We start from the raw sequence: 23,753 nt of genomic DNA, 5'->3' as shown, positions 1-23,753 counted from the left end.
AGGGAAAGGGGCGCGAGAAGGCCGGCCGGACGCCCGCGTCAGTCGAATGTCCTCGCGAGATAGGCGCGCAGCAGCTTCCTGGTCTCCCCCACGATCCAGGGATCACCCGCCGGATCCGTACGGAACGCCAGCTGGAGCAGCGCGTCGGCGGCCTCGACGGCGACCAGGACCGTGCGCTGCAACGCCGGGTCGGGGGCCCGGCCCAGATGGCTGGAGAGCAGTCCGGCGAGACGTCTGGCGACCCGGTGGTTGGGATCGGTCGCCGGGTCGACGGGGATGCGGTCGAGGGCCTGCGGCCGGGTGCCCAGGGGGAGCTGCGAACCGAAGTCCACGAGCGAGAAGCCGGGCACGGTGCGCTTCATGGAGAGGTACTCGTCCAGTACGGCATCGATGGCACCCCGCCAGTCATTCGGGTCGAGCGTCGCGAGCCGGTCCGCGATGCCCTCGGTATAGCTGTCGAGATTGCGCCTTCCGAGTGCGTCTGCCATGGCCCGTTTGTTGACGAAGAAGCGGTAGACCGAGCCGATGGGAACGCCCGCGCGGGCGGCGACGGCCCGGGTGGACAGCTGCTCGTACCCGGCCTCGTCGAGAAGCGCCCCGCAGGCGTCGAGGATCCGGGCCAGCCGCTCCGTGCTGCGCTGCTGCACAGGCACTTTGCGGAGCCCTCCGACCTCGGAGTCTTCGTCCGCCTCCGCGTCCGCCCCGGGATCCGCGTCGGGGACGGAGTCGGGCTCGGGCTCGGGTTCGGCGCCGGCCTGGGGCTCGGCATCGGGCTGGGTATGCGTACGGTCGCGTGACACGGGATCCATGATGCCGCTCGGCCCCGTTGACGAAGCGCACCACTAATCCTACGGTTGTCCATAGGATTAGCCTTCCGGGATTCCTTGACCGAGGAGCGGACGCGGATGACGAACGACATCGAGCAGGCGCGGAAGACGGCCGGGGCCCTGGACCACTCCTCCGGCTTCGGCAACGAGCACAGCTCCGAGGCTGTGCCGGGAGCACTCCCGGTCGGCCGCAACACACCCCAGCGCGCACCCCTCGGTCTCTACGCGGAGCAGCTGAGCGGCAGCGCGTTCACCGAACCCCGCGCGCACAACCGGCGGACCTGGCTGTACCGGATCCGGCCGTCGGCCGCGCATCCGCCGTTCGCCCGTATCGACAACGGCTCGCTGCGCGGGGCCCCGTTCACGGAGACCGCCCCCGACCCCAACCGGCTGCGCTGGGACCCGCTGCCCGAGCCCGCCCCCGGCACCGACTTCCTGGCCGGCCTGTGGACGCTGGGCGGCAACGGGGACGCGACCCAGCGCACGGGAATGGCGATTCATCTCTACTACGCCAACTCCCCCATGAAGGACCGGGTGTTCAGCGACGCGGACGGCGAACTGCTGATCGTTCCCGAACACGGCGGCCTGCTGATCCGCACCGAACTGGGCCTGCTCGCCGCCCGTCCGGGCGAGGTGGCGCTGATACCCCGTGGTGTGCGCTTCCGGGTGGAGCCGCTGGACGAGACGGCACGCGGCTATGTCTGCGAGAACCACGGCCGGCCCTTCGTCCTGCCCGACCTCGGGCCGATCGGCGCCAACGGCCTCGCCAACGCGCGTGACTTCCGCGCGCCGGTCGCCGCGTACGAGGACATCGAGCGGCCGACCCAGGTGGTCAACAAGTTCTGCGGCAACCTCTGGGCCGCCACCTACGACCACTCCCCGCTCGACGTGGTGGCCTGGCACGGCAATCACGTGCCGTACGTCTACGATCTGCGCCGCTTCAATGTCATGGGGACCATCAGCTACGACCACCCCGACCCGTCGATCTTCACGGTGCTGACGTCGCCGTCCGAGACCCCGGGCCTCGCCGGAGTCGACTTCGTCGTCTTCGCCCCGCGCTGGCTGGTCGGCGAGGACACGTTCCGGCCGCCGTACTTCCACCGCAACGTGATGAGCGAGTACATGGGCCTCATCGAGGGCGCGTACGACGCGAAGACGGCCGGCAAGGGCGGCTTCGTCCCCGGCGGCGGCTCGCTGCACAACATGATGTCGGCGCACGGCCCCGACCGGCAGACCTTCGACCGGGCGAGCGCCGCCGAGCTGAAGCCGCAGAAGATCGACGACGGCCTGGCCTTCATGTTCGAGACCCGCTGGCCGGTGACGGCGACCGCACAGGCGGCCGGTGCCGGCCATCTCCAGCGCGGTTACGACAACGTATGGCAAGGTCTGGAGCGCCACTTCAGGCCATGACCCGGAGTTTCGGACACACAGTCGTGGAGGTGCCACCGTTTTGGAGTCGCCACAGTCGGGGAGTCGCCGGTGACCTCCTTCGCCCCGGACTCACTGATCCTGAACCGCAAGCTTCCGCTCTGGTATCAGGTCTCCCAGTCGCTGCGCGCCTCGATACTGGGCCGCCGGCCGCACGATCCGCTGCGGCTGCCGACCGAGGAGCAGCTCGCCACGCACTACGGCGTCAGCGTGCTGACGATGCGTCAGGCGCTCAAGGAGCTGGAGGAGGAGGGCCTGATCAGCCGGCACCGGCGGCGCGGCACCTTCATCGAACCGGGCGCCAGGCGCGGTGCGCCGCGCCGGCTGCTCGGCTCGATCGACGCGATCGTCGCCCAGCAGTCCGGTGAGCTGACCACGCTCCTCGGCCATGGCCCGGCCCCGGTGCCCGGCGCCCTCGCGGAGTACTTCCCCGGGGCGGACGAGGTGATCACCTACCGCCGGCTGCGCTGCGACGGCGAGAGCGGCGAGCCCGTCAACTGGGCGGAGAACGCGGTCCGTCCGGATATCGCGGCCGGTATCGATGTGACGGATCTGGAGCGCTGGCCGATGACGAAGGTGCTGCGCGACCTGGTCGGAGTGCGGATCAGCCGGATCACGGACACGGTGGAGGCCCGGCTCGCGGACCCGGCCACGGCCGAGCTGCTGCGGGTGCCGCTGCTGAGCCCGATCCTGCACTACACGGGGGTGACGTACGACGAGAGCGGCCGGGTCGCGGACGTGGCGCGGATCCACTACCGGGGGGACCGGTTCTCCTTCTCGGTCACGGTGGAGCCGGACCTCAAGGCTTAGCTTGGCGTTTAACGTCACAGGCTGACAACGACACCGGCCTGCTGCCCGCCGAGCTGACCGAGATGGCTCTCTATTACCGGGATTACCGGGCCAAGGCCCACAAGGACCTCGGCCACAACGACGCCGCCGCGCCGGGATGCGACAGGCCGCCGACGCCGACGGCCGGCTCGCGCCCCGGGCCCGCCGCGGCCTGGCCAACCTGGCCCGCCTGGCCGGCGACTTCCCCACCGCCCTGCCGCCGTCCCCCACCCTCGGCTGGAAAGGCCGCCACCACCGCGTCCTCGGCGATATCCACTGGTCCCAGGCCGACACCACCGCCGCCATCGCCGCCTTCGAAGCCGGCCGCGCCGAGGCCGAACAGCACGGCGCCGCCGGCGAGCGCGCCATGACGCAGGTCCGTCTCAACCTCGCCGTCTCCTTCGCCGACCCCGTACGGGCCGCCGACGAACTCGCTCTCGCCGGCCCACTCCCGAACGGCCTCGACCAGCGCTCCAACCGCTCCTCGCCCAGGCGGTCACACACGCGCTACGACCCCGACCAGATATGTCTGATCGGGGCCGTCCTTTTGCGGGCAAGGACCGAGCACCGGGCCCGGGGAGAACAGCCGGCGTCGGACCGGCGAAAGCCGCTCAGGCGCCGATCACCGATCTTCAGGCTCTGTCCACGAGTTCGGACAGCATGTGTCCTTTGACAGTGAAGTTGGTCGGCGGCAGCGCCATGACCTGGGGCGACTGGCTTCCCTGTCAAAGGGACGTCATCGGCTGGGCCGCTTACGATCCCACCTCGGGACAGCGGACCGCTCCCGTCCTCCTCGTGCTGCGAGCGGTGTCTGATCCACGAGGCCCTGCCGTCTCGCCCCAGCGGAAAACCGCGGGCGCACGCCGACAGCACGAGGGATCATGAGGCATGCGTCCGGACGGCTGGCACCTCACCGAAGACCTCAACGGCTTTCTCGCCCGGGCCGCGGACTTCCTGCGCTCGCGCCCTGCCCTGCACACCGTCCCGCTGACGGTGACCGAGGCACTGCGTACGCGCGGGGCGGACGCGTACGGCGCCGAAGCCCCCATCTTCGGCAGCCTGGAGCGGGCGGGCGAGGTCCGCGCGGCCTTCTTCCGCACCCCGCCCCGCCGCCCGTACCTCACCTCCCTCACCCCTGAGGAGGCCGATACCCTCGCCGCCCACCTGGCCCGCCTCGGCCACCGCCTCCCCGGCGTCAACGCGGACCACGACACCGCCACCGCCTTCGCCGATGCCTGGGCGCGGCACACGGGCGCGACGCCGACGTTGCACGAGCGGAAGCGTCTGTACCGCCTCGGCACGCTCACACCACCAGAGCCACTCCCGGAGGGCCGAAGCCGAGTCGCGGGCGAGCAGGACCGCGAGCAACTCATGCTCTGGCACCGTGAGTTCATCACGGCCATCGGAGGAACCCCCGCTGCGGACAACAGCTCATGGGCGGATACACGCATCGCGCAAGGACGCGTCACGCTCTGGGAAACCCCGGACGGCGACCCCGCCTCGATGGCGGGCGTGACCCCGATGGTCGCCGGCCAGGTCCGGGTGGCCCCGGTCTACACCCCGGCTTACCTACGCGGCCACGGTTACGCGGGCGCCGCGACGGTCGAGGTGAGTAGGGCCGCGCTGGCCGCAGGCACGGCGGAGGTCCTCCTGTTCGCGGACCTGGCCAACCCCACCAGCAACGGCCTCTACCAGCGGATCGGATACCGCCCGGTTACCGACTTCTCGGTGTACGACTTCTCGTGTGCCGGGCCGGAAATTCGTCCACCCGGCATCGCGCCGCGGGCCGTCGGTGTGGACGACTTCGCGCTCCGCCGGGGGCACGTCCACGGGACGTGATCATCGACGCCGAGACCCACCGGGTCCTGGACCTGCTGCCCGAACGGGACACGGCCACGCTCGCCCCCTGGCCGGCCCGACATCCGCAGGTCGAGGTCATCTGCCGCGACCGTTCCGGCGCCTACGCGGACGCGGCGGCCTCACGCCGATTGGCCTCCTCCGGGCCCGGCTTCATTTCCCCACGACGCGAAGGCGGAGGACGGAGCGGGTGGCGGCGAGGGCGGCGGCGAGGTAGATCGCCGCGAGCAGGATGGCGAGTTGTCCCCAGGGGACGCTCAGGACGAAGCCGGAGATCCGGTTGGCGATGACCACGGTCGGTATCAGGGCGATGACCAGGCCGAGGAAGGTGCTGGCGGCGATGAGAGCGCCGTGCTGACAGAGCAGGATGTGCCGGGCCCAGGCGTGGGGGAGGCCGAGCGCGGAGAGGCTGGCCAGGTATCCGCGGAGGGCGTGGGTCTGTCCGCGGACGGCGGTCAGCACCGTGACCAGGACGAGGAGAACCAGCGCGGCGGCGGTGGCAAGGAGCGCGGCTGGGGGAACAGCGGGCTGGGGTGGTACGTGGATCCGGACTGCGCGTGCGTCGAGCCCGGCGTCGATGACCGCCTGCTGGACTGTCTCGGCCTCCTTGTCCGAGATGCCGGTGACCATCACCGGGCCCGGCTCCTGAAGCGGGAGACGCTGGGTGAGAGCGGTGGAGCGGAGCATGATGCCGTCCGTGCCGGCTCGCCAGCCCGAGGGTGCGGCTTCCACTGTGGTGGCGGGCAGTGCAGAGGTGCGGCCGAGGATCTCGCCGTTCTCCTGTATGAGAAGTTCGGTGCGTGCCGCGGTGCCGGTCGGTGCGTCGGGTGCGTCCGCCCAGATGAGTAGCCCTCCGCCGGTCAGTGTGGATGCCTGGGCACGGTCGAGGGGGCGTCCGAGCAGCAGTTCGGCGTTCGCCGGGGAATCCACGGCGAGGAAAATAGTGTGCTTCCCCGGCCGGGTGGCCGAGCGTGTGGTCGTCTTGTCTTCGTCGATGGTGTCGACGGGAGCGACCTCGAAGCGGGGGAGGCCCTCGAGGACGCCGGAGCTCTCGGCGGCCCGCACAACGTCCTCGGACGGCGCGTCGCGGTCACTGGAGCTACCGGCCAGCAGGACCTGACCTGGCTGGACGTCGGGGTGGTTCTGGGCGTCCGCGGTGCGCAGCAGTGTATCCAGCAGGGCCAGGAAGCCCAGGGACGTGCCAAAGAGCACGGTGAGTACGGCCAGGGCGGCGCAGGCCCGGCGTGAGTCGGCGGCCAGTTGTCGTCGGGCGAGGCGGAGGCGGGGACCCCGCTCCGGGAGGAGCCGGAGCAGCAGGGCGAATGCTTCGGGGATGACCAGCAGTACGGCAACGGTCACGACACCGACCAGCATCATGGCCATGGCGGGGGATTCGACGCGTGCGGCGTAGACACCGATGGCGCACCAGGCAGCCAGGGCAAGCAGTTGCCGGCCGTCTCGCAGGCGACGGGCGGTCTTTGTGGCCGGGGCCGTGGCGCTGTCGCGTTCCGCCCTCTCGTGGCGTCGGGTGACGGGGTGGCGGCGGGTGCGGGTCAGGGTCAGCCCCGCGCCGACGGAGGCGAGCACGATCAGGACGAGCAGGCGCAGGACGGGATCGGTGAGTCCTTCGACAGGGCCGGCCGGACGCTCGCGCAGGTGGGCGATGAGGAGACGGGCAGCCGCTCCCCCTCCCCAGCCCGCCAGAGCGCCTGCCGCCGCCGCGATCAACGACCACAACAGGGCGGCCAGGGTGATCCCGGCCGCGGCCGTCCGGCGCGGGACGCCGAGGGCGGTCAGGGTGCCCACCGTGCGCCTGAAGCGCCGGTCGTTGAGCCCGAACATCAGCATTACCGCGCCAATTGGCACCAGCAGCGCCGGGACCGTGTATCCGGCCGGGGTCTTGTCGATCCACATCCCTTCCGCGCCGAGTTCTGTCCGCAAGGACAGCGTGTCGGCGGCAGCTGCGGAACCTGCCTCGACGGTGTTGCCTTTCTCCTTCTCCCAGTCGCGGATGGCGGTGGTGAAGGCGTCGACGGCGGCCTTCGGTTCGGCCCCGGACCACAGGAGGAAGGGCTGGGCCCCCAGCAGGGGATGACGCTCGTTCAGGTCCCCTGCCAGTGTCGCCCACGTGCGGGATGCGACCAACAGGTTCGATGTGTCGGCGTAGCGATCGTCGGCCGTGCCGACCACCGTGAGACGTACGTCCCCCAGGACGGTCAGTGCCTCGCCCGGCGCGGTCCTCACGTCGTCGGCCTCGGTGACGACCACTTCACCCGGACGGCTCGGCCACCGCCCGGACTGGAGTTCGTAGCGTTTCGGATAGGGGCTGGAGGTCCAGTCGCCTTCCAGCATCGTCACTTTGCGCGCGGGCGTGGTGTTCAGTTGCAGGTCGAAGACACTGAGCATGACCTGCGCGTCCGTGACCCCGGCACCCTGCATCCGCTCCCGCAGCGCAGAGGTGAAAGCGTCGTCCCCGGGAGGGATCCGGATACTTCCATACCCCACGGAGGCGTCGAAGCGGCCCATGTCCCGATCGGCCACCTGTGTCCCCGACAACGACAGCGTCTTGAGGACGATGAACATCGTCATGACGAAGAACGCGGCGACGAACACCATCGAGGTGGACCGGATCAGCGCCCGCGAGCGCGCCAGCCGCCGGGCGAGACGGAACGCGAGACGCGGTTCTCCCAGGATCGGCTCGGTTCCGGAGCTCACGAGCGGGCCTCCAGCCGGCCGTCGATGACCTCATAGACGGTGTCGGCGTAGTCCCTGCATCGGGGGTCGTGCGAGCAGACCACGGCCAGGACCCCCTCGTCGCACAACTCACGGATCAGGGAGAACAGTTCCCTGGTCGCCGCCGAATCCAGCGCCCCGGTCGGCTCGTCCGCCAGAAGTACCTTGCGCTGTCCCGTGAGCGCCCGAGCCACTCCCACACGCTGCCGCTGGCCGCCGGACATCTGCCAGGGCATCCGGTCCTCCAGGCCGGCCAGGCCGACCCGCGACAGTTGCTCCAGGGCTTCGGAGCGGGCCCGCTCGGCAGGCAGACCGAGTGCCTCCAGGGGCAGCGCCACATTCTCGACGGCGGTGAACTCCTGGATCAGGTTGTGATCCTGGAAGACGACACCCACCGTACGCAGCCGCAGTTCCGCCCGGCGTTCCTCGTCGGCGGTACCCACCTCGACGCCGCCGACCCGGATCTCGCCCGAGTCGGCGAGGTCCAGGCCGGCCAGCAGGTTGAGCAGAGTCGACTTCCCCGACCCGCTGGCGCCGTAGATGCACACAAACTCACCGGACCGGGCAACGAAGTCCACATCGCGCGCCGCCCACACCGTCTCCACCTCGGAGCGGTAGGTCTTGCAGACCGCATTGGTCCGGATCAGCGCGGCATCCACGGCCTCGGTCAACTCAACAACCGCCGTTGGTACGCCAGGACGTCACTTCGTCGCTGTTCAGGGGGGACACGTTGTTGTCGTTGCTGGCCCTGGCCATGCCCTGCTTGTCACCAGCGCCGTTGGCGGCTCCGGTCATACACCCGTCGTACCGCGAGGAGAGGTTGGCCCACGAGTCCATCTGGTCGTTCTTGTCCCCGGTCAGGTTCACGAAGGAAGTGCTTCCGTGGGCACGCTCGCCGATCAGCCACATGAAGTCATTGTTGCCCCACATGCACATGTTGCTTCCGGAGCACTCGCTCAGGGCGGCGTTCGCCACGGAGGGCGACATCGACAGGGCCGCGAACGTAATCGTCAACGATGCTATGACCGTCTTGGCTCTCACAGTCTCTCCCGTAATGACTCGCTGGATCCGAGCGTGTTCGAAGGGTAGCGCTCGGCGGTGGACATCATGTTCATGGTCGTGATCACGAGTCAACGGACACACCTGTCGGAAACTGGTCAACCATGCTGGAATTTGGCCAATTAGATGCTATGTCGGCCAAGGCACTCCACGGCGCGCGGCCCGCTTCGTACCGTGCCGCCGATCAGCGCGGCTCGATCGATGCGCACCGTCACCCGTACCCCGACCCGCCATTACAAAGAGGTGGGGATCTTGCGCGGTACGGGACGACGGCAAATATGGTGCATGGAGATGCTCCTCTTTGCGGCAGGGGCCTCGCGCAGGGAGCCCTTCCGGTCTGTGGCCTGGTAGCCGTGGCCGGAGCGGGGCTCCTTTGCTGTATGCGGGTCCAGGTCAGTGGCGGCGGAGCCGTGATGGCGGACGTAGCGGGCGACGGCCCAGGCCCTCGATGAACGCCTCGTCCAGTGGTTCCGAGTGCGTCGAGTGTGTCGCCGGGGCGGTCACCTGCTGGTACCAGTGCCGGGCCTCCCGGAATTCCTGGAGGTGGCGGTGGTGCAGGTGCAGGCAGTAGGCGGCTGTCCTGCTGCCGGCCCCCGCCGCGAACTGCCACCAGAACTGGGCGGACTCCCGATGCTGCCGACAAGCTCAGCGCGTGTTGCGGAAGTCCCGCCTGGACAGCACCTGGCCGGGAGACAGGTACGTCCGAAGTGCCCCGAAGCCTCCCTCGGCGGACCCTTCGCGGTGGCCGATAGCATGCGGCTCGGACTTACTCGTCCGGGCCCTGGCCGACAGGGTCCAGGGCGCACAGACCGACGGGAGGGGCGGTCCGCATGACGGCGACGCGGTCCGGGGCGACGGACGGGAGCCCCCTGCTGAGCGATCTCATGCCGTGGTCGACGCCCCCGCTGCGGTTCGGCAGGGAGTGGGTCCTCGCCCCCGACCGGCCCTCCCTCACCGCCCGCTGGGACCGGCTCGTACGGGCCGAGGGCGCCGAGCGCGAGGCGCTGTTCGGGCCGACCCGGGCGCGTACGCCGAACAGCGCGGTCGCCGCGCTGCCCGGCCGGGCCACCGGCACCGGGCGGTTCGCGCGGGAGTCGGGGCGCTGCCCCGAGCCGGTGCGGGTGCTCCACGGACCGTTCGACGAGCAGTGGCTGATCCCGGACCACCGGCTGATCGACGCGGCCCGCCCCGAGCTGTGGCGGGTCGCCGACGACCACCAGGTCTTCGCCGTGGAGCAGGGTTACGTACCGGGGGCCGCGGGGCCCGCGCTGCTGGTCGGCGCGGTGCTCCCGGACGGCCGTTCGCCGGCCGGGCGGCCGGGCAGGATCCGGCCGCTCTACCGCAGGCCCGGCGGCGTGGAACCCAATCTGGCCCCGGGGCTGACCGCCCTGCTGGCCGCGCGGTACGGCCAGCGGGTCACCGCCGAGGAGCTGCTCGCCTGGGCCGTGGCGGTCGCCGTCGGGACCCCGGCCGGCTGCGCGGTCCCGCTGACCGCCGACCCCGCCGTCTGGGCCTCCGGGGTCGAGCTGGGGCGGCGGATGGTCCGGATCCAGCTGCGCGGGGCACACGGCGGTGAGCGGCCCCGGCTGCCCGGTGGCCGCCGCCCCTATGTGCGGGCCGCCGTTCCGGCCCGGCCGGAGGACATCGAGTACGACCCGGCGGACGAGGTGCTCCGGCTCGGCTCGGGCCGTATCTCGCCCGTACCGGCCGGGGCATGGGACTTCACGGTGAGCGGCGTACGGACGCTGGAGCTGTGGTTCGAGCGCCGTACCGCGCGTCCGGAGCCGGGCACGCTGGCGGCGGTCGGCCCGTCGGAGTGGCCGCGGGAGTGGACCTCCGAGCTGCTCGAACTGATCACGGTCCTGGCGCTCCTGGCGGAACTCCGGCCGCTCCAGGCGGAGTTGCCCGGGTCCGGTCCGGCGATCGGTACGGCGGAGCTGCGCGCAGCGGGCGTCCTGCCGGTCCCGGCGGCGGCGCGGCGGCCGGCCTCCGTACTGGACCACCACGAGGAGGGGCCGGAAGGCCAGTTCGCGCTGATCTGACCTCGGCGGCCCGCTTCAGGGGGTCTCCGGCCGGGGGGAGGTCTCCGGCCGCCGGGTGTCGAACGCGTCCAGGACCCGTGCGAGCGCCCGGTCGAAGACGGCCTCCATGTCGATCGGCCCCGAGTCCTCCGCGAACGCCGCCGCCATGCGCGGATAGCGGCCCGACGCGATCTCCCGGCCCAGGTAGGCCATGCGTATGGCGTGCTCCCGCTCGGCGGACCACGGCAGGGACTTGGTGCGCTCGGCCGTCTGGAGCTCGTTGGCGACATACGTGGTCACGACACCGTTGACCATCGCCACCAGCTCCATCTTCTCGCCGTAGGGCGCGTCGATGGCGTCCAGGCAGGTCAGGCTGTATTCGAGGTACCGCATCGTGTTCGGGCTGAATCCGTAGACCGCCGACATCAGCCGCGCCATCCAGGGATGCGTGTGCATGATCGTTCGGGCGCGGTGCGCAAGGTCGGTCAGATCGGCCCGCCAGTCACCGGACGGCTTCTCGGGCAGGTCGTACTCGCCGGCGACCCGGTCGACCATCAGCTCGTACAGATCCTCCTTGCGCGGCACGTAGTTGTAGAGCGACATCGTGCCGCAGCCCAGTTCGGCGGCGACATGGCGCATGGTGACGGCGTCGAGGCCGCCCGTGTCGGCGACACGGCAGGCCGCCGCCGCGATATCGGCGCGGCTGAAGGCCGGCTTGGGACCGCGTCCTGACCGCTCGGGACGTGCCCAGATCACTTCGGGTTCAGCAGGTCGCCCCGCCATCGATCATCACCTCGTCCACCATCTTAGTTACGTACAACGTACGTAGTGCGCTACGGTGGACCGCATGACAACTACGTACGCCGTACTTAGTGAAGGTCTGGAGAAGCGCTACGGGGCCGATGTGTACGCCCTTCGCGGCCTGGATCTGGCCGTCGCGGAGGGCACCGTCTGCGGGGTGCTCGGGCCGAACGGCGCGGGCAAGACCACCGCCGTACGAATCCTGACCACCCTCACCGCCCCCGACGCGGGCACCGCGCTGGTCGCCGGGCACGACGTCCTCGCCGATCCGCGCGCGGTACGCCGGTCGATCGGGGTCGCCGGCCAGTACGCCTCCGTGGATGGCGAGCTGACGGGCCGGGAGAACCTCCGGCTCTTCGCGAAGCTGCTCCGCCTCAGGGGCGCCGCGGGCCGGGCCCGCGCCGATGAGCTCCTGGAGCGGTTCGAACTGACGGACGCGGCGGACCGGCCGGCCCGGACCTATTCCGGCGGGATGCGGCGGCGGCTCGATCTGGCCGCCAGTCTGCTGACCCGCCCCCGGGTGCTCTTCCTCGACGAGCCGACCACCGGGCTCGACCCGCACAGCCGCAACCAGATCTGGCGGGCCGTTCGCGAACTCGCCGGCCTGGGCACCACGATCCTGCTGACCACGCAGTACCTGGAGGAGGCCGACCGGCTGGCCGACGACATCGTGCTGATCGACCGGGGCCGGGCCGCACACCGCGGCACCCCGGCCGCACTCAAGGCGCTCATCGGCTCGTACGCGGAGGTCGTCCTCGCCGAGGAGGCCACGGAGACGGCGGCGGAGACGGCGATCCTCGCGGCGGCGGCCGTACTCGACCGGCTGACCGGTGCCGAGCCCGCGCTCGACCGGGAGCGCCGCACCGCGGGGGCCGTGGCGAAGGACCCGGCGCTGACCCTGCCCCGGCTCGTCCGGGAGCTGGACGCGGCGGGGGTGCCGGTGGCCGACGCCAGTCTGCGTCCGCCGACGCTCGACGAGGTCTTCCTGCGGCTGACCGACCGTACGGACCCCCGAGCGCCCCACCGGCACGACGAGCCATCCGCCCGGCGGGACGGCGGGCGACACGACAAGGAGCACGCCGCATGAGCACCCTCGCGTACGACAGCGGTGCCGTCCTCGGACGCCACCTCCAGCGCATCAGGCACGCCCCGGGCGTGGTGATCCTCACCCAGGCCATGCCGGTCAACATGCTGCTCTTCTTCGGCTATGTCTTCGGCAGCGCGCTGGCGATGCCGGGTGAGCAGTACCGCGCCTATCTCGTGCCGGGGCTGCTCGCCGCGACGGCCGCGGGCGGCGTCATGACCGGGATGTTCCAGGCGTCGCAGGACGTGCAGCGCGGGGTCATGGACCGGTTTCTGACGCTGCCGATGAGCAGGGTCGCCGTACCGCTGGGGCAGACCACGGCGGATCTGCTGACCACGGCCGCGGGGATGGTGCCGCTGCTGCTGGTGGGGCTCGCGGTGGGGTGGCGGATCGAGGGCGGTGTCCTCGGCGCGCTCGGCGCCCTCGGACTGCTGCTGCTCTTCCGGTTCGCGGCCAACTGGGTCGGTACGTATCTCGGGCTGCTCATCCGAAATGAGGAAGCGGCCGGTCAGCTCGGCGCCGCGACATTCGTTCTGCCGCTGCTCTCCAACGCGTACATCCCGGCCGAGGGGCTGCCCGGCTGGCTGCGCGTGGTCGCGGAGTGGAACCCGATCAGCGCGCTCGCGGCGGCGGTCCGCGATCTCTGCGGCAATGCCGCGCCGGCCGCGGACGCCGCCTGGCCGGTGGCGCATCCGGTGGCCGGATCGCTGTTCTGGTCGCTGCTGCTCCTCGCCCTGTTCGTCCCGCTCGCGGTCCGGCGGTACGCCCGAAGCGACGCCTGAGGCGGAGAAGGCCGGGGCGGCCGGCCCGGACCGGTGCCGGGGAGTGGGTGCACCGGCCGGGACCACCGCTTCGAGGAGATCCGAGGAAGAGGTGAGGAGAAGTGAGGTGAGGTGAGGAAGGGTCACGCACCGGGCGAACGCTCCGGCGCACTGCTGCGGGCCCGCTGGGGATGACGGACGACTGGATGCGGCACTGCGCCGGACGGCGTGATCACCCGAGCGCGTTCGGGAAGACCCGGACGCGCTCAGGCATGCCATAACGCCGTGAGGCGGTCACGCGCTCACGGTGTTGGCGCGCCGGCGCCATGGAACCGTGAGGATCAGCGGCGGCTGCCGAACAGCGTGCGGCGCAGCCGCCGCAGCGGCGCGAAGAGCGAGACGCGCGCACCCTTGCTTCCCTGTGCCTCCGAGCGATCACGCGATGTCAGCTCGCGCATCAGCAGCGTCGCCTCGGCCGTCTCCCGCTGTGGCACGGCGGGTCCGCCGAGCACCGAGAGATGTCGGTCGAGGCGCGAACTGGACGCGCCGCTCCCGCATGTGATCGCAGGGACTCGCGCCCTGCTGTGCACCGTTATCTGTTCCATTTCACTCCCCACCCGTACGAGGGCACCCGGCCCGGGCAGGTTAACCCTATCGCCCCACCGGGACACCCGTGTATACCGCCTTTGCGACGGACCACACCCGTACGGGTAGCGACCGCCACCGCCCGATCCATCTTATTTCAGGGCGAGTTGGACACTTCGCCGCATCGAGGACCGCAGCGTGCGGCGGGGCCGGTTCCGGGTCTCTCCAGGCCCCGGCGACCGGCCCCGCCCTCGTCGTCCGGGTGTCAGGCCGCCGAGCGGAAGGCCGGCAGATAGCCGCCCGACTGACCGGCGGCGGTGGGGTGGTACGACTCGCCGATGTTGAGCCAGTTCACGCTGTGCAGCCACGCCGAGCCGGAGCAGATCTCATGTCCGGTGAAGGCCCCGGCGACATCGGCGAAGGTGAAGCCATAGTCGGCCGCCCGCTTGGCGGTCGCCGTGTTGAGGTAGTCGGCGGCGCTGTTGATCGCGGCGCGCTCGTTCTCGCTCAGCCCTGAGGTGCAGGTGCCGTTGAGCTGGTAGAAGCGCGGATACCCGAGGACGACCACCCGGGCCGACGGCGCCTTGGATCTGATCGCCGAGTACACCGAGTTGAGGTTTCCGGGCAGGGTGCCGTCGACGAACGCGCGCGCCTGCGCGACCCGGCTGAGGCAGGTCGCCTCCGACTGGAGCACGCAGGTGGTCATCACGTCGGCGAAACCGGCGTCGTTCCCGCCGATACTGATGCTGACGAGATCGGTTCCCGAGTTGACCGGGCCCAGCTGACTGGCGGTCACATCACCCGTACGGGCGCCGGAACAGGCGGTGAACGCGAACGAGGCGGGTGCGTTCGCGGCCGCCCAGAGCGCGGGGAACGCCTTGGGGGTGCGTTTGCAACTGCCGCTCCCGCTGTCGTAGCTGCCGGAACCGACGCCGGAGGAGTACGAGTCGCCGAGCGCCACATAGTCGACGGCTGCCGCCGAGTCCGCGGCCTGGGCCGTGGCGGCTCCGGTGAGAGCGAGGACGGCGCCGAGAAGGAGCGAGGACGAGAACGCTGTGATGCGGGACAGTTTCATGAGACCTCTCCTAGCAGGATTGCTGCCTCAACTTAGTTACCAGGCAGTTCACTTCACTGGAAGTGTTCATGCCAAGAACATTCCATGAGGCTTCCGGCCGGAGCATCAGAAGCGCACGCTTCGCCCCCATTCGAATAGATCCGATCGAAGGGGTTACGGAATCGACCGGCGATGTACGACCAAAGAAGCGAAAAGCGCACCTACGTTCCAGGTCTTGCCACAGGGCCCCCGTGATCAATGCCGTCGTACAGCCACCCGCACCGGTCTCTCGCACGTGCGGACCAAGGGGAGGGCCCAGGAGTCGCGTTGACCTCCGGAGCGGGTCGCGGCAGGGGGTGGCCGCGGGTGCGGGCGCGCGGAGCGAGCTCCGGCGCGTTCGGTCGCCAGGCCCTGTCCGGTCGCCGCCACAGGGCTAAACACCGTGCATCGGCCGCGCCTGTGCCGGATCATGGGCGACATGTCTGCCAAGCCTCAGGACGCCCTGCCGATCCGGCTCAACGTCGACGACAGCGACTCGCCCTCGGATGTGGTCGACGCGCTGTTCCTCGGCCGCTTCGCCACGGGCGAGCAGCCGCACTCCCACAGCTCCACGATCGACCGGGTCAGAACGGGGGTGACGCTGCTGCCGCCGGACGCGACCGTGCTGCGCTCGGCCCGCGACGACGACCGCAGCGCGACGCTCGCCGAGGGCGCCGGCTGGACGCTGCTGGTGTCCCGCTGGAACCGCGGCGCCGATGTCACGGTGACGGCGGTCAGCTCGGAACTGGCCGAGAAGATCCACCACCAGGTGACCGACGGCGCGCAGGACGAGCCGGAACCGCAGCCCGAGAACGTGACCATGGGCTTCTGGTACGTCTCACCGCGCCGCGGCCCGCACCGCACCACCCGGCAGATCGCGGCCGGTACGTGGGACGAGGTCAGGCCCAACTACACCGCGCCGGTGGCCGACGCGATGGACCGGCTGATGAAGGTGACCCCGGACGACATCGCGGGCCGGCTGCTCCTGCTGCACGGCCCGCCGGGCACCGGCAAGACGTCCGCGCTGCGCACGCTGGCCCGTTCGTGGCGCGACTGGTGCCAGGTGGACTGTGTGCTCGACCCCGAGCGGCTCTTCAACGATGTCGGCTATCTGATGGACATCGCGATCGGCGAGGACGACGGCTCGGCAAAGGGCCGCTGGCGGCTGCTGCTCCTGGAGGACTGCGACGAACTGATCCGCGGCGAGGCCAAGCACACGGCGGGACAGGCACTCTCGCGGCTGCTGAACCTCACCGACGGACTGCTCGGCCAGGGCAGGAACGTGCTGGTGGGGGTGACGACCAACGAGGACCTGGAGCGGCTGCATCCGGCGGTGGTCAGACCGGGACGCTGTCTGGCCAGGATCGAGGTCGGCTCACTGACCCGTCCGGAGGCGCTGTCCTGGCTGAGCAGGGAGGACGGCGACTGGGAGACGGCGGTCGGCCGGGAGGGGGCGACGCTGGCGGAGCTGTACGCGCTGCGCCGCGGCACCGGCCCGGCGTCGGTCCCGGCCCAGCACACGGGCGAGGACGCGGGCCTCTACCTCTGACGTCCCGCGTCCGGCGCCCGATTGCCCGTCACCCGCCGGCCCGGCGGCCGGCCGTGCCGTTTCCGGTCATCTGGCGTAGACGGCCCGTACCGCTTCCTCCACCGCGGCGAGCGCGGCGGCCCGGCCGAGCCCCAGTCGCTGGGCGCGCTCCGCGTAGGCCCGCGCGGCTGCCGCGGTCTCCCGCTCGGCGGCCTCCCCCGCGGCGGCGACGAACGTACCGTTTCTGCCCCGGGTCTCGATCACCCCGTCGGTCTCCAGCGCGCGATATGCCTTGGCGACGGTGTTGGCGGCCAGCCCCAGCTCCTCGGCGAGCCCCCGCACGGTCGGGAGTCTGTATCCGACCGGCAGCGCGCCTGACCGTGCCTTCGCGGAGATCTGGGTACGCAGTTGTTCGTACGGTGCGGTCGTGGCGGCCGGGTCGATCACGATCTTCAAGGTCACGAATCGATTCTCCCCCACGACCCACCGCCACCGTGCGGTACACGGCAGGGGTGGCCGGAACGCGACGGGAGCGGGGCGCGTAAGGGGCGGCGCCCCGGTGGTACCCGGCCAACGGTCCTACGCTTCCGAGCTCCCGGAGATGGCCGTGTCAGTGACCGAGCCGGTGCCGGTTTCGGCGACGGAGGCGGCGACGGTGGCCGGCAGGATGACCGACCGGTCCGGGGTGCCCGGGGTGTGGGCGATCGGATCGTCGTCCTCGTGCCAGTGGATGACGAAGCGTTCGCCGGCGCGATAGGCGTCGAGTCCCGCGCGGCAGTAGGCGACCAGATCGTCCGGGAGCGCGGACAGCGGATGCCAGGAGAGGCCGGAGCACTTCTCCGGCTCGCGGTTGTACGGCTCGCCCCCGGCGCCGTACCCCGCCTCGAAGAACCAGCCGATCCGGGGCTGTCCGGCCGGTCCCCGGTGCTGCATGACCAGCGCGACGCGCAGATCGGCGGGGGTCAGCTCGACGCCGGTCTCCTCGCGCGCCTCACGGATCATGGCCGTACGGACGTCCTCGCCCTGCTCGACATGTCCGGAGGGGCCGTTGAGCAGGCCGTCCCCGTATCCCGTGCCGGAGCGGCGGGCGAGCAGGACCTCGTCGCCCCTGCGCAGGATCAGATGGACATCGACCACCTCGGTATGGCGCCGGGGCGGGGCCGACCGGGCGATCAGCGCGTACCGTTCGTCGTCCACCGGGCGCCCCCAGAGGGCGGGGTCGGCGGAGAGCCGCTCATGGTGGACCCGTTCGGTGAGCGGGGCCAGGGCGGCGGTGAGCCGGGCGGCGGGCAGGCCGCCCGTGCCGGACCAGACCCCCTCGATCAGCACCAGCCGGCCACCCGGTCGCAGCAGCGACGCCCAGTGCCGCAGGGCCTCTTCGGGATCCGGCAGCATCCACACCACATGGCGGGCCAGGACCACGTCGAACGTGCGCTCCCCCACCGGCGGCCGTCCCGCGTCGCCGACCAGCACCTCCGCGTCCGTACCCGCCAGCTTGGCTCTGGCCAGAGCCACCATGCGGGGCGAGAGATCGACGGCCGTGACCCGATGGCCCCGCTCGGCGGCGAGCAGGGCCAGGCTCCCCGTACCGCATCCGACGTCGAGCACCCGGGAAGGAGCCCCGGGCAGCCAGTCCGCCAGCCGGGCGGCCCAGGCGGCGCGGACGTCGGGGTCCAGCAGCCCGTGATCGGGCTCCTGGTCGAAGGAGTCGGCGAGGGAGTCCCAGTCGATCGTCGTCATGCTCCGATGGTGGCACCCACCACTGACAACGCCCCTGACCTCCCGCGGACCACGCGCCGCCGCCCCGCGGCCACCGGAGTGGCGGTCGCGGGGCGGAGGAGGGTGCGGCCGTGCGTCAGTCGTCGCCGGTCACACCGTCACATCGCTGCGGTCACCGCGGTCGCGGCGCAGCGCGATCAGCTTCTTCACCCCCGGCCAGGCGAGCAGCAGCACGATCACCGCGTACACCGTCACGGAGAACGGCGTGTTGACCAGTCCGGACACGCTTCCGTCGCTGATCTGGAGCGCGCGCCGCAGCTGCTGTTCGGCGGCCGGGCCCAGGATGACGCCGATCACGGCCGGCAGCACCGGCAGTCCGTACCGCCGCATACCGAAGCCGATCAGACCGATGATCAGCAGGATGACCAGGTCCAGCGCCTCCCCGCCGACCGCGTACGCGCCGACGGCCGCGAAGAAGAGGATCCCCGCGTAGAGATAGGGGCGCGGGATGCGCAGCAGCTTGGCCCAGACCGGTGCGAGCGGCAGGTTGAGCGCGAGCAGCAGCACCATACCGACGAAGAGCGAGGCGATCAGGCCCCAGACCAGGTCGGGTTCGCGTTCGAAGAGCAGCGGTCCCGGCTGGATGCCGTACTGCTGGAAGGCGGCCAGCATCACGGCGGCGACGGCCGTCGTGGGCAGACCGAGGGTCAGCATCGAGACCAGCGTCCCGGCCGCCGAGGCGGAGGCCGCGGACTCGGGTCCCGCCACGCCCTCGATGGCGCCCTTGCCGAACTCGTCCTTGTGCTTGGAGAGCCGCTTCTCCGTGACGTACGAGAGGAACGTGGGGATCTCCGCGCCGCCGGCCGGGATCGCGCCGAACGGGAAGCCGATGAGCGGGCCGCGCAGCCAGGGCCGCCAGGTGCGGCCGACGTCCTTCTTGCCGAGCCAGGGGCGGCCGACCGGAATGGCCTCGCCCGTGGAGCGCCGCAGGTGCGCGGCGACCCAGAGGGCCTCGCCGATCGCGAAGAGCCCGACGGCGACGATGACCACGTCGATGCCGTCGGCGAGCTGGAGCGAGCCGAAGGTCAGCCGCTGCTGGCCGGTCATCTGGTCCAGGCCGACCAGACCGAGGGTGAGTCCGATGAGCAGCGAGGCGAGTCCGCGGATCCGCGAGGAGCCGAGGACGGAGGTGACGGCGATGAACGCCAGCACCATGATCGCGAAGTAGTCGGGGGCGCCGATGTCCACCGCGAGCGAGGCGACGGTGGGCGCGAGGACCACCAGCAGGATCGTGCCGATCATGCCGCCGGCGAAGTGCCCGCCGGCCGCCGCGGCGAGCGCCTGCGCTCCCCGTCCGGCCTTGGCCATCGGGTTGCCCTCGATGGCGGCCACGACGGCGGCGCTCTCACCGGGGGTGTTGAGCAGGATCGAGGTGGTCGAGCCGCCGAACATCGCGCCGTAGTAGATACCGGCGAACATGATGAACGCGCCGGTCGGTTCGAGCCCGTACGTCACGGGGAGCAGCAGGGCGACGGCCATGGCGGGGCCGATGCCGGGCAGGACCCCGATGGCCGTGCCGAGCAGCACGCCTATCGCGGCCCAGAGCAGATTCATCGGCGTGAGCGCCGTACCGAAGCCGTCGATGAGCGAGTTCAGGGAGTCCATCGGTTACAGCACCCCCATCAGCGGGCCACCGGGGAGGGGGACACCGAGCAGGTTGTTGAAGACGAAGTAGGTGACCAGCGCGAGGCCCGCGGCGATGAGCGGGTCACGGTGGTAGTGGCGGCTGCCGAGCGCGTACGCCGAGCCCCAGAAGAGCAGGGCGCCGGAGATCGGGAAGCCGAGCGGGCCGATCAGGACGGCGTTGCCGAGGAAGACACCGGCGAGCAGCAGGACGGTCCGCCAGTCGCTGGGCTCCGCGAGGTCGATGTCCTCGCCGCCCTCCGCCTCGCCCCGGCCGCCGCGCAGGACGTCGAGGGTGAGCAGTACGGCGACGGCGATCAGGCCGAAGCCGACGACGACCGGGACGGTCTTGGGGCCGACGGGGCCGCGCTGGGCGATGTCGACGTTCATGGTGAGCGCGTCGGTGAGGACGAGGACACCGAGGACGAGCAGGAGGAGTCCGACGCCGATCTCGGAGTGCTCGCGCAGCCAGGAGCGGGCGCCGGAGTCCGGTGTTCCGGAGGCTGCCCGCGGCTCGGTCGCCGTGTGCGGCTCGTTCGGTGTTTCCGGCGTGCCGGTGGGTGACATCACAGTCCCAGCTCCTTCAGGACCGAGTCCACGCGGCGGTCTTCCTCGGCGAGGAAGTCACCGAACTTCTCGCCGGTCAGGAACGCGTCGTCCCAGCCGTTCTTCTTGAGGGAGTCCCGCCACTGGGGCGAGTCGTGGAGCTTCTCGAAGAAGGCGAGAAGCTTGGTGCGCTCGGCGTCGGAGATGCCCGGCGGGGCGACGATGCCGCGCCAGTTGGTGAAGTCGGTGTCGAGGCCGGACTCGCGCAGGGTGGGGGCGTCCAGGCCGGGGATCCGCTCGGGGCCGGTGACCGCGAGGAGCCGCAGCTCACCGGATTCGATCTGGTCGAGGTATTCACCGAGGCCGGAGACGCCGAAGGCGACCTTGTTGCCGAGGATCGAGGCGAGGAGTTCGCCGCCGCCGTCGAACGGGATGTAGTTGACCGTCTTCGGGGCGATGCCCGCGGCGTCCGCCATCAGCATGGGGGCGAGATGGTCGGGCCCGCCGGGCGCCGATCCGCCGCCGACCGGCACCTTGGCCGGGTTGGCCTTCCAGGCCGTCAGCAGGTCGTCGATAGTCTTGAACGGGGAGTCCTTGCCGACGACGACGATGTCCGATTCCTCGGTGATCCGGGCGATCGGGGTCGTGTCGGCGAGGGTCTTGGGCGACTTGTTGGTGTGGACGGCGCCGACCACCCCGAGCCCCATGGACATCGCGAGCTTGCCGTTGCCGTGCTCGCCGACGAGCCGGGTGAGCCCGACGGTGCCGCCGGCCCCGGGCAGGTTGAAGACCTCGATGTTGTGGGTCAGTTCGGCGTCCTCGGCGTTCTTGGCCAGGGTGCGGGCCGTGATGTCGTAGCCGCCGCCGGGGGTGTTGGGGACCATGAAGCGCAGGCCGGGGATCTGCGTACCGGTGTCGGCGCCACTGCCCGAGGAGAGCAGCGGCGGCCCCACCAGCACCAGCAGCGCCGACCCGAGCAGGGCCAGGGGGGTGCGCGATCGCACGTGTGCCGCCTTTCGGAGTGCTGTGCGCGGAGAGGTGCGCGAAAAGCTGTGAAGTGGGCCACATGTTGCCTTCGCGTTAACAAGCTGTCTCTCTTCCGGAATCAACGGACGTTGTGGTCGTTGTGGTCGCCGCCTAGCGTGTCGGCGTGATGAAAGTGCTGGTGGTGGACGACGACTTCATGGTCGCGAAGCTGCACAGCCGCTATGTGTCCGCGATGGACGGGTTTTCGGTCGTCGGGGTGGCCCACAGCGGTGCCGAGGCGCTGCGCGCCGCCGAGCGGCTGTGGCCCGACCTGGTCCTGCTCGACATCTATCTGCCCGATATGGACGGGATCGCCGTACTGCGCGAGCTGCGGGCGGCGGAGGAACGGGACCGAAGACCCAACAGCGTCGACGCCCTGTTCATCACGGCCGCGCGGGACGCGGGCGTGATCAGGGCCGCGCTGCGGGCCGGCGCCCTGCACTATCTGATCAAGCCCTTCAACCAGGCGGCGCTCCAGGAGCAGCTGCGCCACGTCGCCTCCCTCCGCTCGCGCCTGGCCGGCCTGGGCGAGGCGCGCCAGGAGGACGTGGACCACATCTTCGGCACCCGCCCGCCCGGCAGCCGCGGCCTCCCGAAGGGCCTGGCCCCGCACACCGCCGACCTGGTCGAACGCGTCCTGCGCGAGCACGCGGACGGCCTCTCGGCCACGGAGTGCGCGGAGGCGGGCGCCCTGTCGCGGGTGAGCGCCCGCCGCTATCTGGAGTACTTCGCGACCACGGGCCGAGCGGAGATCACCCTCCGCTACGGCGGCACGGGCCGCCCGGAACGCCGCTACCGCTGGCGGGCCTGAGCGCGTCGCCGGGGGTCGTCCAGCCACACCCGGTGCTCGTCGTCGGCCGTGACGGTGAGCCCGAACCGTTCAAGTCCGGGCCGTCCTCGCGCGACCCACCAGCGGTGGGCCGCCTCGATCTCGTCCCAGAGCCGACGCGGTCCCGACTGACGGACCTCCAACGACTCGGCGCCCCGTACGGAGTCCACCGTGGCCCAGGAGGTAACACCCGTGTCGAAGAGCCACCACGTCCAGCCACCGCCCTCCGGCGACCGCCGGTAGTAGAGGTCCGGCACCAGCAGCCCGAGGAGGAAGGTCAGCCAGCTGCCCCGGAACGTCTCCGGGTCGAGCGACGTGGACGCGCGCGGAGCGTCACCCGGCCACTCACCCGGCAGATAGTCGTCCACGGACGGGGCCCGGTACCTCTGCCGCCGGAGCCGCATGAACGCGGAGGAACGCGTGAACGCGCCCGAGGCCGAGCCGTCCCCGCCCACGACCAGCCGGGCGATCGCGCCGTCGCCGAACAGTGTGGACACCGGAGTCACGATGACTCCACCTGGCCTGCACTGCCTGATCCACGCACCGGGGACGCGCAGGACGGAACAGGTGGCGATGAGCCGGTCGGAACGCTCTGCCGGCAGTGACTCTCCGGCGCCGTCGGCGTGGAGGACCCGCGGCCGCAGCCCGGCATCGCGATGCACCCGCCGAGCCCTCGCGGCAACGCCGCCGTCCACCTCGACCGTGGTCACATTGGCGTCGCCCAGCCGGTGCGCGAGAAGCCCCGCGTTGTAGCCGGTCCCCGTACCGATCTCCCTGACCCTCATGCCCACTTCGACGTCCAGGTCGCCCAGCATGGCCGCCACCATGGTGGGCATGGACGCCGAGGACGTGGGCACCTCGCGGCCGTCTCCTTCACCGTCGTCCCACTGCGTCACGATCGGAACGTCGCTGTACGCCAGCCGCATCCACCGGTCCGCGTCCCGCGATGCCGCGCACTCCGCGTCCCCGCCGTCCTCCGTCGCCCAGAAGACGTCCGGGAGAAAGAGGTGGCGGGGCACACCGAGGAACGAGTCCCGCCACCCCGGAGTGGAGAGTGCCGGCCTCTTCGAGCGCCGACACCATCGCCATCCGTGCCGTCTTCGCATCGGTCACAGCGCCCGCCTACTTGTGCTTGGGGGGAGGCGTCGGCCCCGCCCCGTCCTTGGAAGGCTTGTCTCCGATCAGCGGACCACCAGGCTTGGCGGGAGATCTCGGCATCCCGCTCTCGGCGTGGCTCATGCGCGATCTCCCTGGTGGCACGACTGGCTGTCGTCCGGCTCGTCCACGTCATCGTGGGCGGTCGCGGACAGCCGTCCGCCCCTGCTTTCGGCGACCCGCAACGCGT

At 71.1% G+C, this 23,753-nt stretch carries 22 protein-coding genes; 9 read left to right on the top strand and 13 right to left on the bottom strand.

Features of this window, described 5'->3' with window-relative positions; all coding sequences use genetic code 11:
• Nucleotides 1-38 precede the first annotated feature (38 nt).
• Nucleotides 39-653 carry a TetR/AcrR family transcriptional regulator gene (locus CU044_RS33620; protein ID WP_240046018.1) on the bottom strand — a complete coding sequence of 205 codons (615 nt, stop codon included), beginning with the start codon at nucleotides 651-653 and terminating at the stop codon, nucleotides 39-41.
• A 252-nt stretch (nucleotides 654-905) separates the two neighbouring features.
• Between CU044_RS33620 and hmgA the strand changes: the two genes are divergently transcribed.
• The 4 genes from hmgA (at nucleotide 906) to CU044_RS33600 (ending at nucleotide 4,922) form a co-directional block, all read left to right on the top strand.
• Nucleotides 906-2,237, top strand: coding sequence for a homogentisate 1,2-dioxygenase (gene hmgA, locus CU044_RS33615; protein ID WP_129772535.1), 1,332 nt, complete (start codon nucleotides 906-908; stop codon nucleotides 2,235-2,237).
• Nucleotides 2,238-2,306: 69 nt separating this feature from the next.
• Nucleotides 2,307-3,065 carry a GntR family transcriptional regulator gene (locus CU044_RS33610; RefSeq protein WP_129772534.1) on the top strand — a complete coding sequence of 253 codons (759 nt, stop codon included), beginning with the start codon at nucleotides 2,307-2,309 and terminating at the stop codon, nucleotides 3,063-3,065.
• A 136-nt stretch (nucleotides 3,066-3,201) separates the two neighbouring features.
• Nucleotides 3,202-3,756, top strand: coding sequence for a hypothetical protein (locus CU044_RS40130; protein WP_193564134.1), 555 nt, complete (start codon nucleotides 3,202-3,204; stop codon nucleotides 3,754-3,756).
• Between the two features lie 215 nt (nucleotides 3,757-3,971).
• Nucleotides 3,972-4,922, top strand: coding sequence for a GNAT family N-acetyltransferase (locus CU044_RS33600; protein ID WP_240045997.1), 951 nt, complete (start codon nucleotides 3,972-3,974; stop codon nucleotides 4,920-4,922).
• Nucleotides 4,923-5,093: 171 nt separating this feature from the next.
• Here the strand turns inward: CU044_RS33600 and CU044_RS33595 are convergent, their stop codons facing one another.
• Genes CU044_RS33595 through CU044_RS33585 form a run of 3 tightly spaced genes read right to left on the bottom strand, consistent with a single transcriptional unit; the run spans nucleotide 5,094 to nucleotide 8,714 of the window.
• Complete coding sequence (locus CU044_RS33595) at nucleotides 5,094-7,655, bottom strand: hypothetical protein (RefSeq protein ID WP_129772533.1); 2,562 nt, start codon at nucleotides 7,653-7,655, stop codon at nucleotides 5,094-5,096.
• Nucleotides 7,652-8,344, bottom strand: a complete 693-nt coding sequence (locus tag CU044_RS33590; RefSeq protein ID WP_240045996.1) for an ABC transporter ATP-binding protein — start codon at nucleotides 8,342-8,344, stop codon at nucleotides 7,652-7,654. The genes CU044_RS33595 and CU044_RS33590 overlap by 4 nt, the downstream gene beginning before the upstream one ends.
• A gap of 1 nt (nucleotide 8,345) precedes the next feature.
• Nucleotides 8,346-8,714 (bottom strand): hypothetical protein, encoded by a 369-nt coding sequence (locus CU044_RS33585; protein ID WP_205124134.1) that lies wholly within the window; start codon nucleotides 8,712-8,714, stop codon nucleotides 8,346-8,348.
• Nucleotides 8,715-9,562: 848 nt separating this feature from the next.
• Between CU044_RS33585 and CU044_RS33580 the strand changes: the two genes are divergently transcribed.
• Nucleotides 9,563-10,774: a type ISP restriction/modification enzyme gene (locus tag CU044_RS33580; RefSeq protein WP_129772531.1), complete on the top strand. Its 1,212-nt coding sequence runs from the start codon at nucleotides 9,563-9,565 to the stop codon at nucleotides 10,772-10,774.
• Between the two features lie 15 nt (nucleotides 10,775-10,789).
• Here CU044_RS33580 and CU044_RS33575 read toward each other — a convergent pair whose 3' ends face one another.
• A complete protein-coding gene (locus CU044_RS33575) occupies nucleotides 10,790-11,536 on the bottom strand; it encodes a TetR/AcrR family transcriptional regulator (RefSeq protein ID WP_129772530.1) in 747 nt (248 codons plus the stop codon).
• 64 nt (nucleotides 11,537-11,600) lie between these two features.
• Between CU044_RS33575 and CU044_RS33570 the strand changes: the two genes are divergently transcribed.
• Both CU044_RS33570 and CU044_RS33565 read left to right on the top strand, forming a co-directional pair.
• Entirely contained in the window at nucleotides 11,601-12,641 is a 1,041-nt protein-coding gene (locus tag CU044_RS33570; protein WP_129772529.1) for an ATP-binding cassette domain-containing protein, read from the top strand.
• Nucleotides 12,638-13,420 (top strand): ABC transporter permease, encoded by a 783-nt coding sequence (locus tag CU044_RS33565; RefSeq protein ID WP_129772528.1) that lies wholly within the window; start codon nucleotides 12,638-12,640, stop codon nucleotides 13,418-13,420. The genes CU044_RS33570 and CU044_RS33565 overlap by 4 nt, the downstream gene beginning before the upstream one ends.
• A 320-nt stretch (nucleotides 13,421-13,740) precedes the next feature.
• Here CU044_RS33565 and CU044_RS33560 read toward each other — a convergent pair whose 3' ends face one another.
• Complete coding sequence (locus CU044_RS33560; protein ID WP_129772527.1) at nucleotides 13,741-14,004, bottom strand: hypothetical protein; 264 nt, start codon at nucleotides 14,002-14,004, stop codon at nucleotides 13,741-13,743.
• Nucleotides 14,005-14,249: 245 nt separating this feature from the next.
• Nucleotides 14,250-15,059 (bottom strand): SGNH/GDSL hydrolase family protein, encoded by an 810-nt coding sequence (locus tag CU044_RS33555; protein ID WP_129772526.1) that lies wholly within the window; start codon nucleotides 15,057-15,059, stop codon nucleotides 14,250-14,252.
• Between the two features lie 457 nt (nucleotides 15,060-15,516).
• Between CU044_RS33555 and CU044_RS33550 the strand changes: the two genes are divergently transcribed.
• Nucleotides 15,517-16,626, top strand: a complete 1,110-nt coding sequence (locus tag CU044_RS33550) for a DUF5925 domain-containing protein (RefSeq protein ID WP_129772525.1) — start codon at nucleotides 15,517-15,519, stop codon at nucleotides 16,624-16,626.
• 66 nt (nucleotides 16,627-16,692) lie between these two features.
• Here CU044_RS33550 and CU044_RS33545 read toward each other — a convergent pair whose 3' ends face one another.
• The 5 genes from CU044_RS33545 to CU044_RS33525 all read right to left on the bottom strand — a co-directional run bounded on the left by CU044_RS33545 (nucleotide 16,693) and on the right by CU044_RS33525 (nucleotide 21,557).
• Complete coding sequence (locus CU044_RS33545; protein ID WP_030354975.1) at nucleotides 16,693-17,067, bottom strand: GntR family transcriptional regulator; 375 nt, start codon at nucleotides 17,065-17,067, stop codon at nucleotides 16,693-16,695.
• A 117-nt stretch (nucleotides 17,068-17,184) separates the two neighbouring features.
• Nucleotides 17,185-18,345 (bottom strand): methyltransferase domain-containing protein, encoded by a 1,161-nt coding sequence (locus tag CU044_RS33540; protein ID WP_129772524.1) that lies wholly within the window; start codon nucleotides 18,343-18,345, stop codon nucleotides 17,185-17,187.
• 129 nt (nucleotides 18,346-18,474) lie between these two features.
• Nucleotides 18,475-19,989 carry a tripartite tricarboxylate transporter permease gene (locus tag CU044_RS33535; protein WP_129772523.1) on the bottom strand — a complete coding sequence of 505 codons (1,515 nt, stop codon included), beginning with the start codon at nucleotides 19,987-19,989 and terminating at the stop codon, nucleotides 18,475-18,477.
• Nucleotides 19,990-19,992: 3 nt separating this feature from the next.
• Nucleotides 19,993-20,574: a tripartite tricarboxylate transporter TctB family protein gene (locus tag CU044_RS33530; RefSeq protein ID WP_129772827.1), complete on the bottom strand. Its 582-nt coding sequence runs from the start codon at nucleotides 20,572-20,574 to the stop codon at nucleotides 19,993-19,995.
• Nucleotides 20,574-21,557 (bottom strand): tripartite tricarboxylate transporter substrate binding protein, encoded by a 984-nt coding sequence (locus tag CU044_RS33525; protein ID WP_129772522.1) that lies wholly within the window; start codon nucleotides 21,555-21,557, stop codon nucleotides 20,574-20,576. The genes CU044_RS33530 and CU044_RS33525 overlap by 1 nt, the downstream gene beginning before the upstream one ends.
• Before the next feature lie 149 nt (nucleotides 21,558-21,706).
• Here CU044_RS33525 and CU044_RS33520 point away from each other — a divergent pair, with 149 nt between their 5' ends.
• Nucleotides 21,707-22,390, top strand: coding sequence for a response regulator (locus tag CU044_RS33520; protein WP_193564147.1), 684 nt, complete (start codon nucleotides 21,707-21,709; stop codon nucleotides 22,388-22,390).
• Here CU044_RS33520 and CU044_RS33515 read toward each other — a convergent pair.
• Complete coding sequence (locus CU044_RS33515; protein ID WP_240045995.1) at nucleotides 22,372-23,427, bottom strand: methyltransferase domain-containing protein; 1,056 nt, start codon at nucleotides 23,425-23,427, stop codon at nucleotides 22,372-22,374. The two genes, CU044_RS33520 and CU044_RS33515, sit on opposite strands and share 19 nt — an antisense overlap.
• Nucleotides 23,428-23,753 lie beyond the last annotated feature (326 nt).

Source organism: Streptomyces sp. L-9-10 (genome assembly GCF_004151105.1).
Taxonomy (GTDB): domain Bacteria; phylum Actinomycetota; class Actinomycetes; order Streptomycetales; family Streptomycetaceae; genus Streptomyces.
This window is presented reverse-complemented; position numbering and strand designations above follow the sequence as displayed.

What these genes read in the sequence shown, in the direction of transcription:
- CU044_RS33555 (WP_129772526.1), bottom strand. Translation starts at nt 15,059, where the DNA reads ATGAAACTGTCCCGCATCACAGCGTTCTCGTCCTCGCTCCTTCTCGGC.
- CU044_RS33540 (WP_129772524.1), bottom strand. Translation starts at nt 18,345, where the DNA reads ATGACGACGATCGACTGGGACTCCCTCGCCGACTCCTTCGACCAGGAG.
- CU044_RS33580 (WP_129772531.1), top strand. Translation starts at nt 9,563, where the DNA reads ATGACGGCGACGCGGTCCGGGGCGACGGACGGGAGCCCCCTGCTGAGC.
- CU044_RS33535 (WP_129772523.1), bottom strand. Translation starts at nt 19,989, where the DNA reads ATGGACTCCCTGAACTCGCTCATCGACGGCTTCGGTACGGCGCTCACG.
- CU044_RS33570 (WP_129772529.1), top strand. Translation starts at nt 11,601, where the DNA reads ATGACAACTACGTACGCCGTACTTAGTGAAGGTCTGGAGAAGCGCTAC.
- CU044_RS33565 (WP_129772528.1), top strand. Translation starts at nt 12,638, where the DNA reads ATGAGCACCCTCGCGTACGACAGCGGTGCCGTCCTCGGACGCCACCTC.
- CU044_RS33575 (WP_129772530.1), bottom strand. Translation starts at nt 11,536, where the DNA reads ATGGCGGGGCGACCTGCTGAACCCGAAGTGATCTGGGCACGTCCCGAG.
- CU044_RS33520 (WP_193564147.1), top strand. Translation starts at nt 21,707, where the DNA reads ATGAAAGTGCTGGTGGTGGACGACGACTTCATGGTCGCGAAGCTGCAC.
- CU044_RS33600 (WP_240045997.1), top strand. Translation starts at nt 3,972, where the DNA reads ATGCGTCCGGACGGCTGGCACCTCACCGAAGACCTCAACGGCTTTCTC.
- hmgA (WP_129772535.1), top strand. Translation starts at nt 906, where the DNA reads ATGACGAACGACATCGAGCAGGCGCGGAAGACGGCCGGGGCCCTGGAC.
- CU044_RS33560 (WP_129772527.1), bottom strand. Translation starts at nt 14,004, where the DNA reads ATGGAACAGATAACGGTGCACAGCAGGGCGCGAGTCCCTGCGATCACA.
- CU044_RS40130 (WP_193564134.1), top strand. Translation starts at nt 3,202, where the DNA reads ATGCGACAGGCCGCCGACGCCGACGGCCGGCTCGCGCCCCGGGCCCGC.
- CU044_RS33550 (WP_129772525.1), top strand. Translation starts at nt 15,517, where the DNA reads ATGTCTGCCAAGCCTCAGGACGCCCTGCCGATCCGGCTCAACGTCGAC.
- CU044_RS33530 (WP_129772827.1), bottom strand. Translation starts at nt 20,574, where the DNA reads ATGTCACCCACCGGCACGCCGGAAACACCGAACGAGCCGCACACGGCG.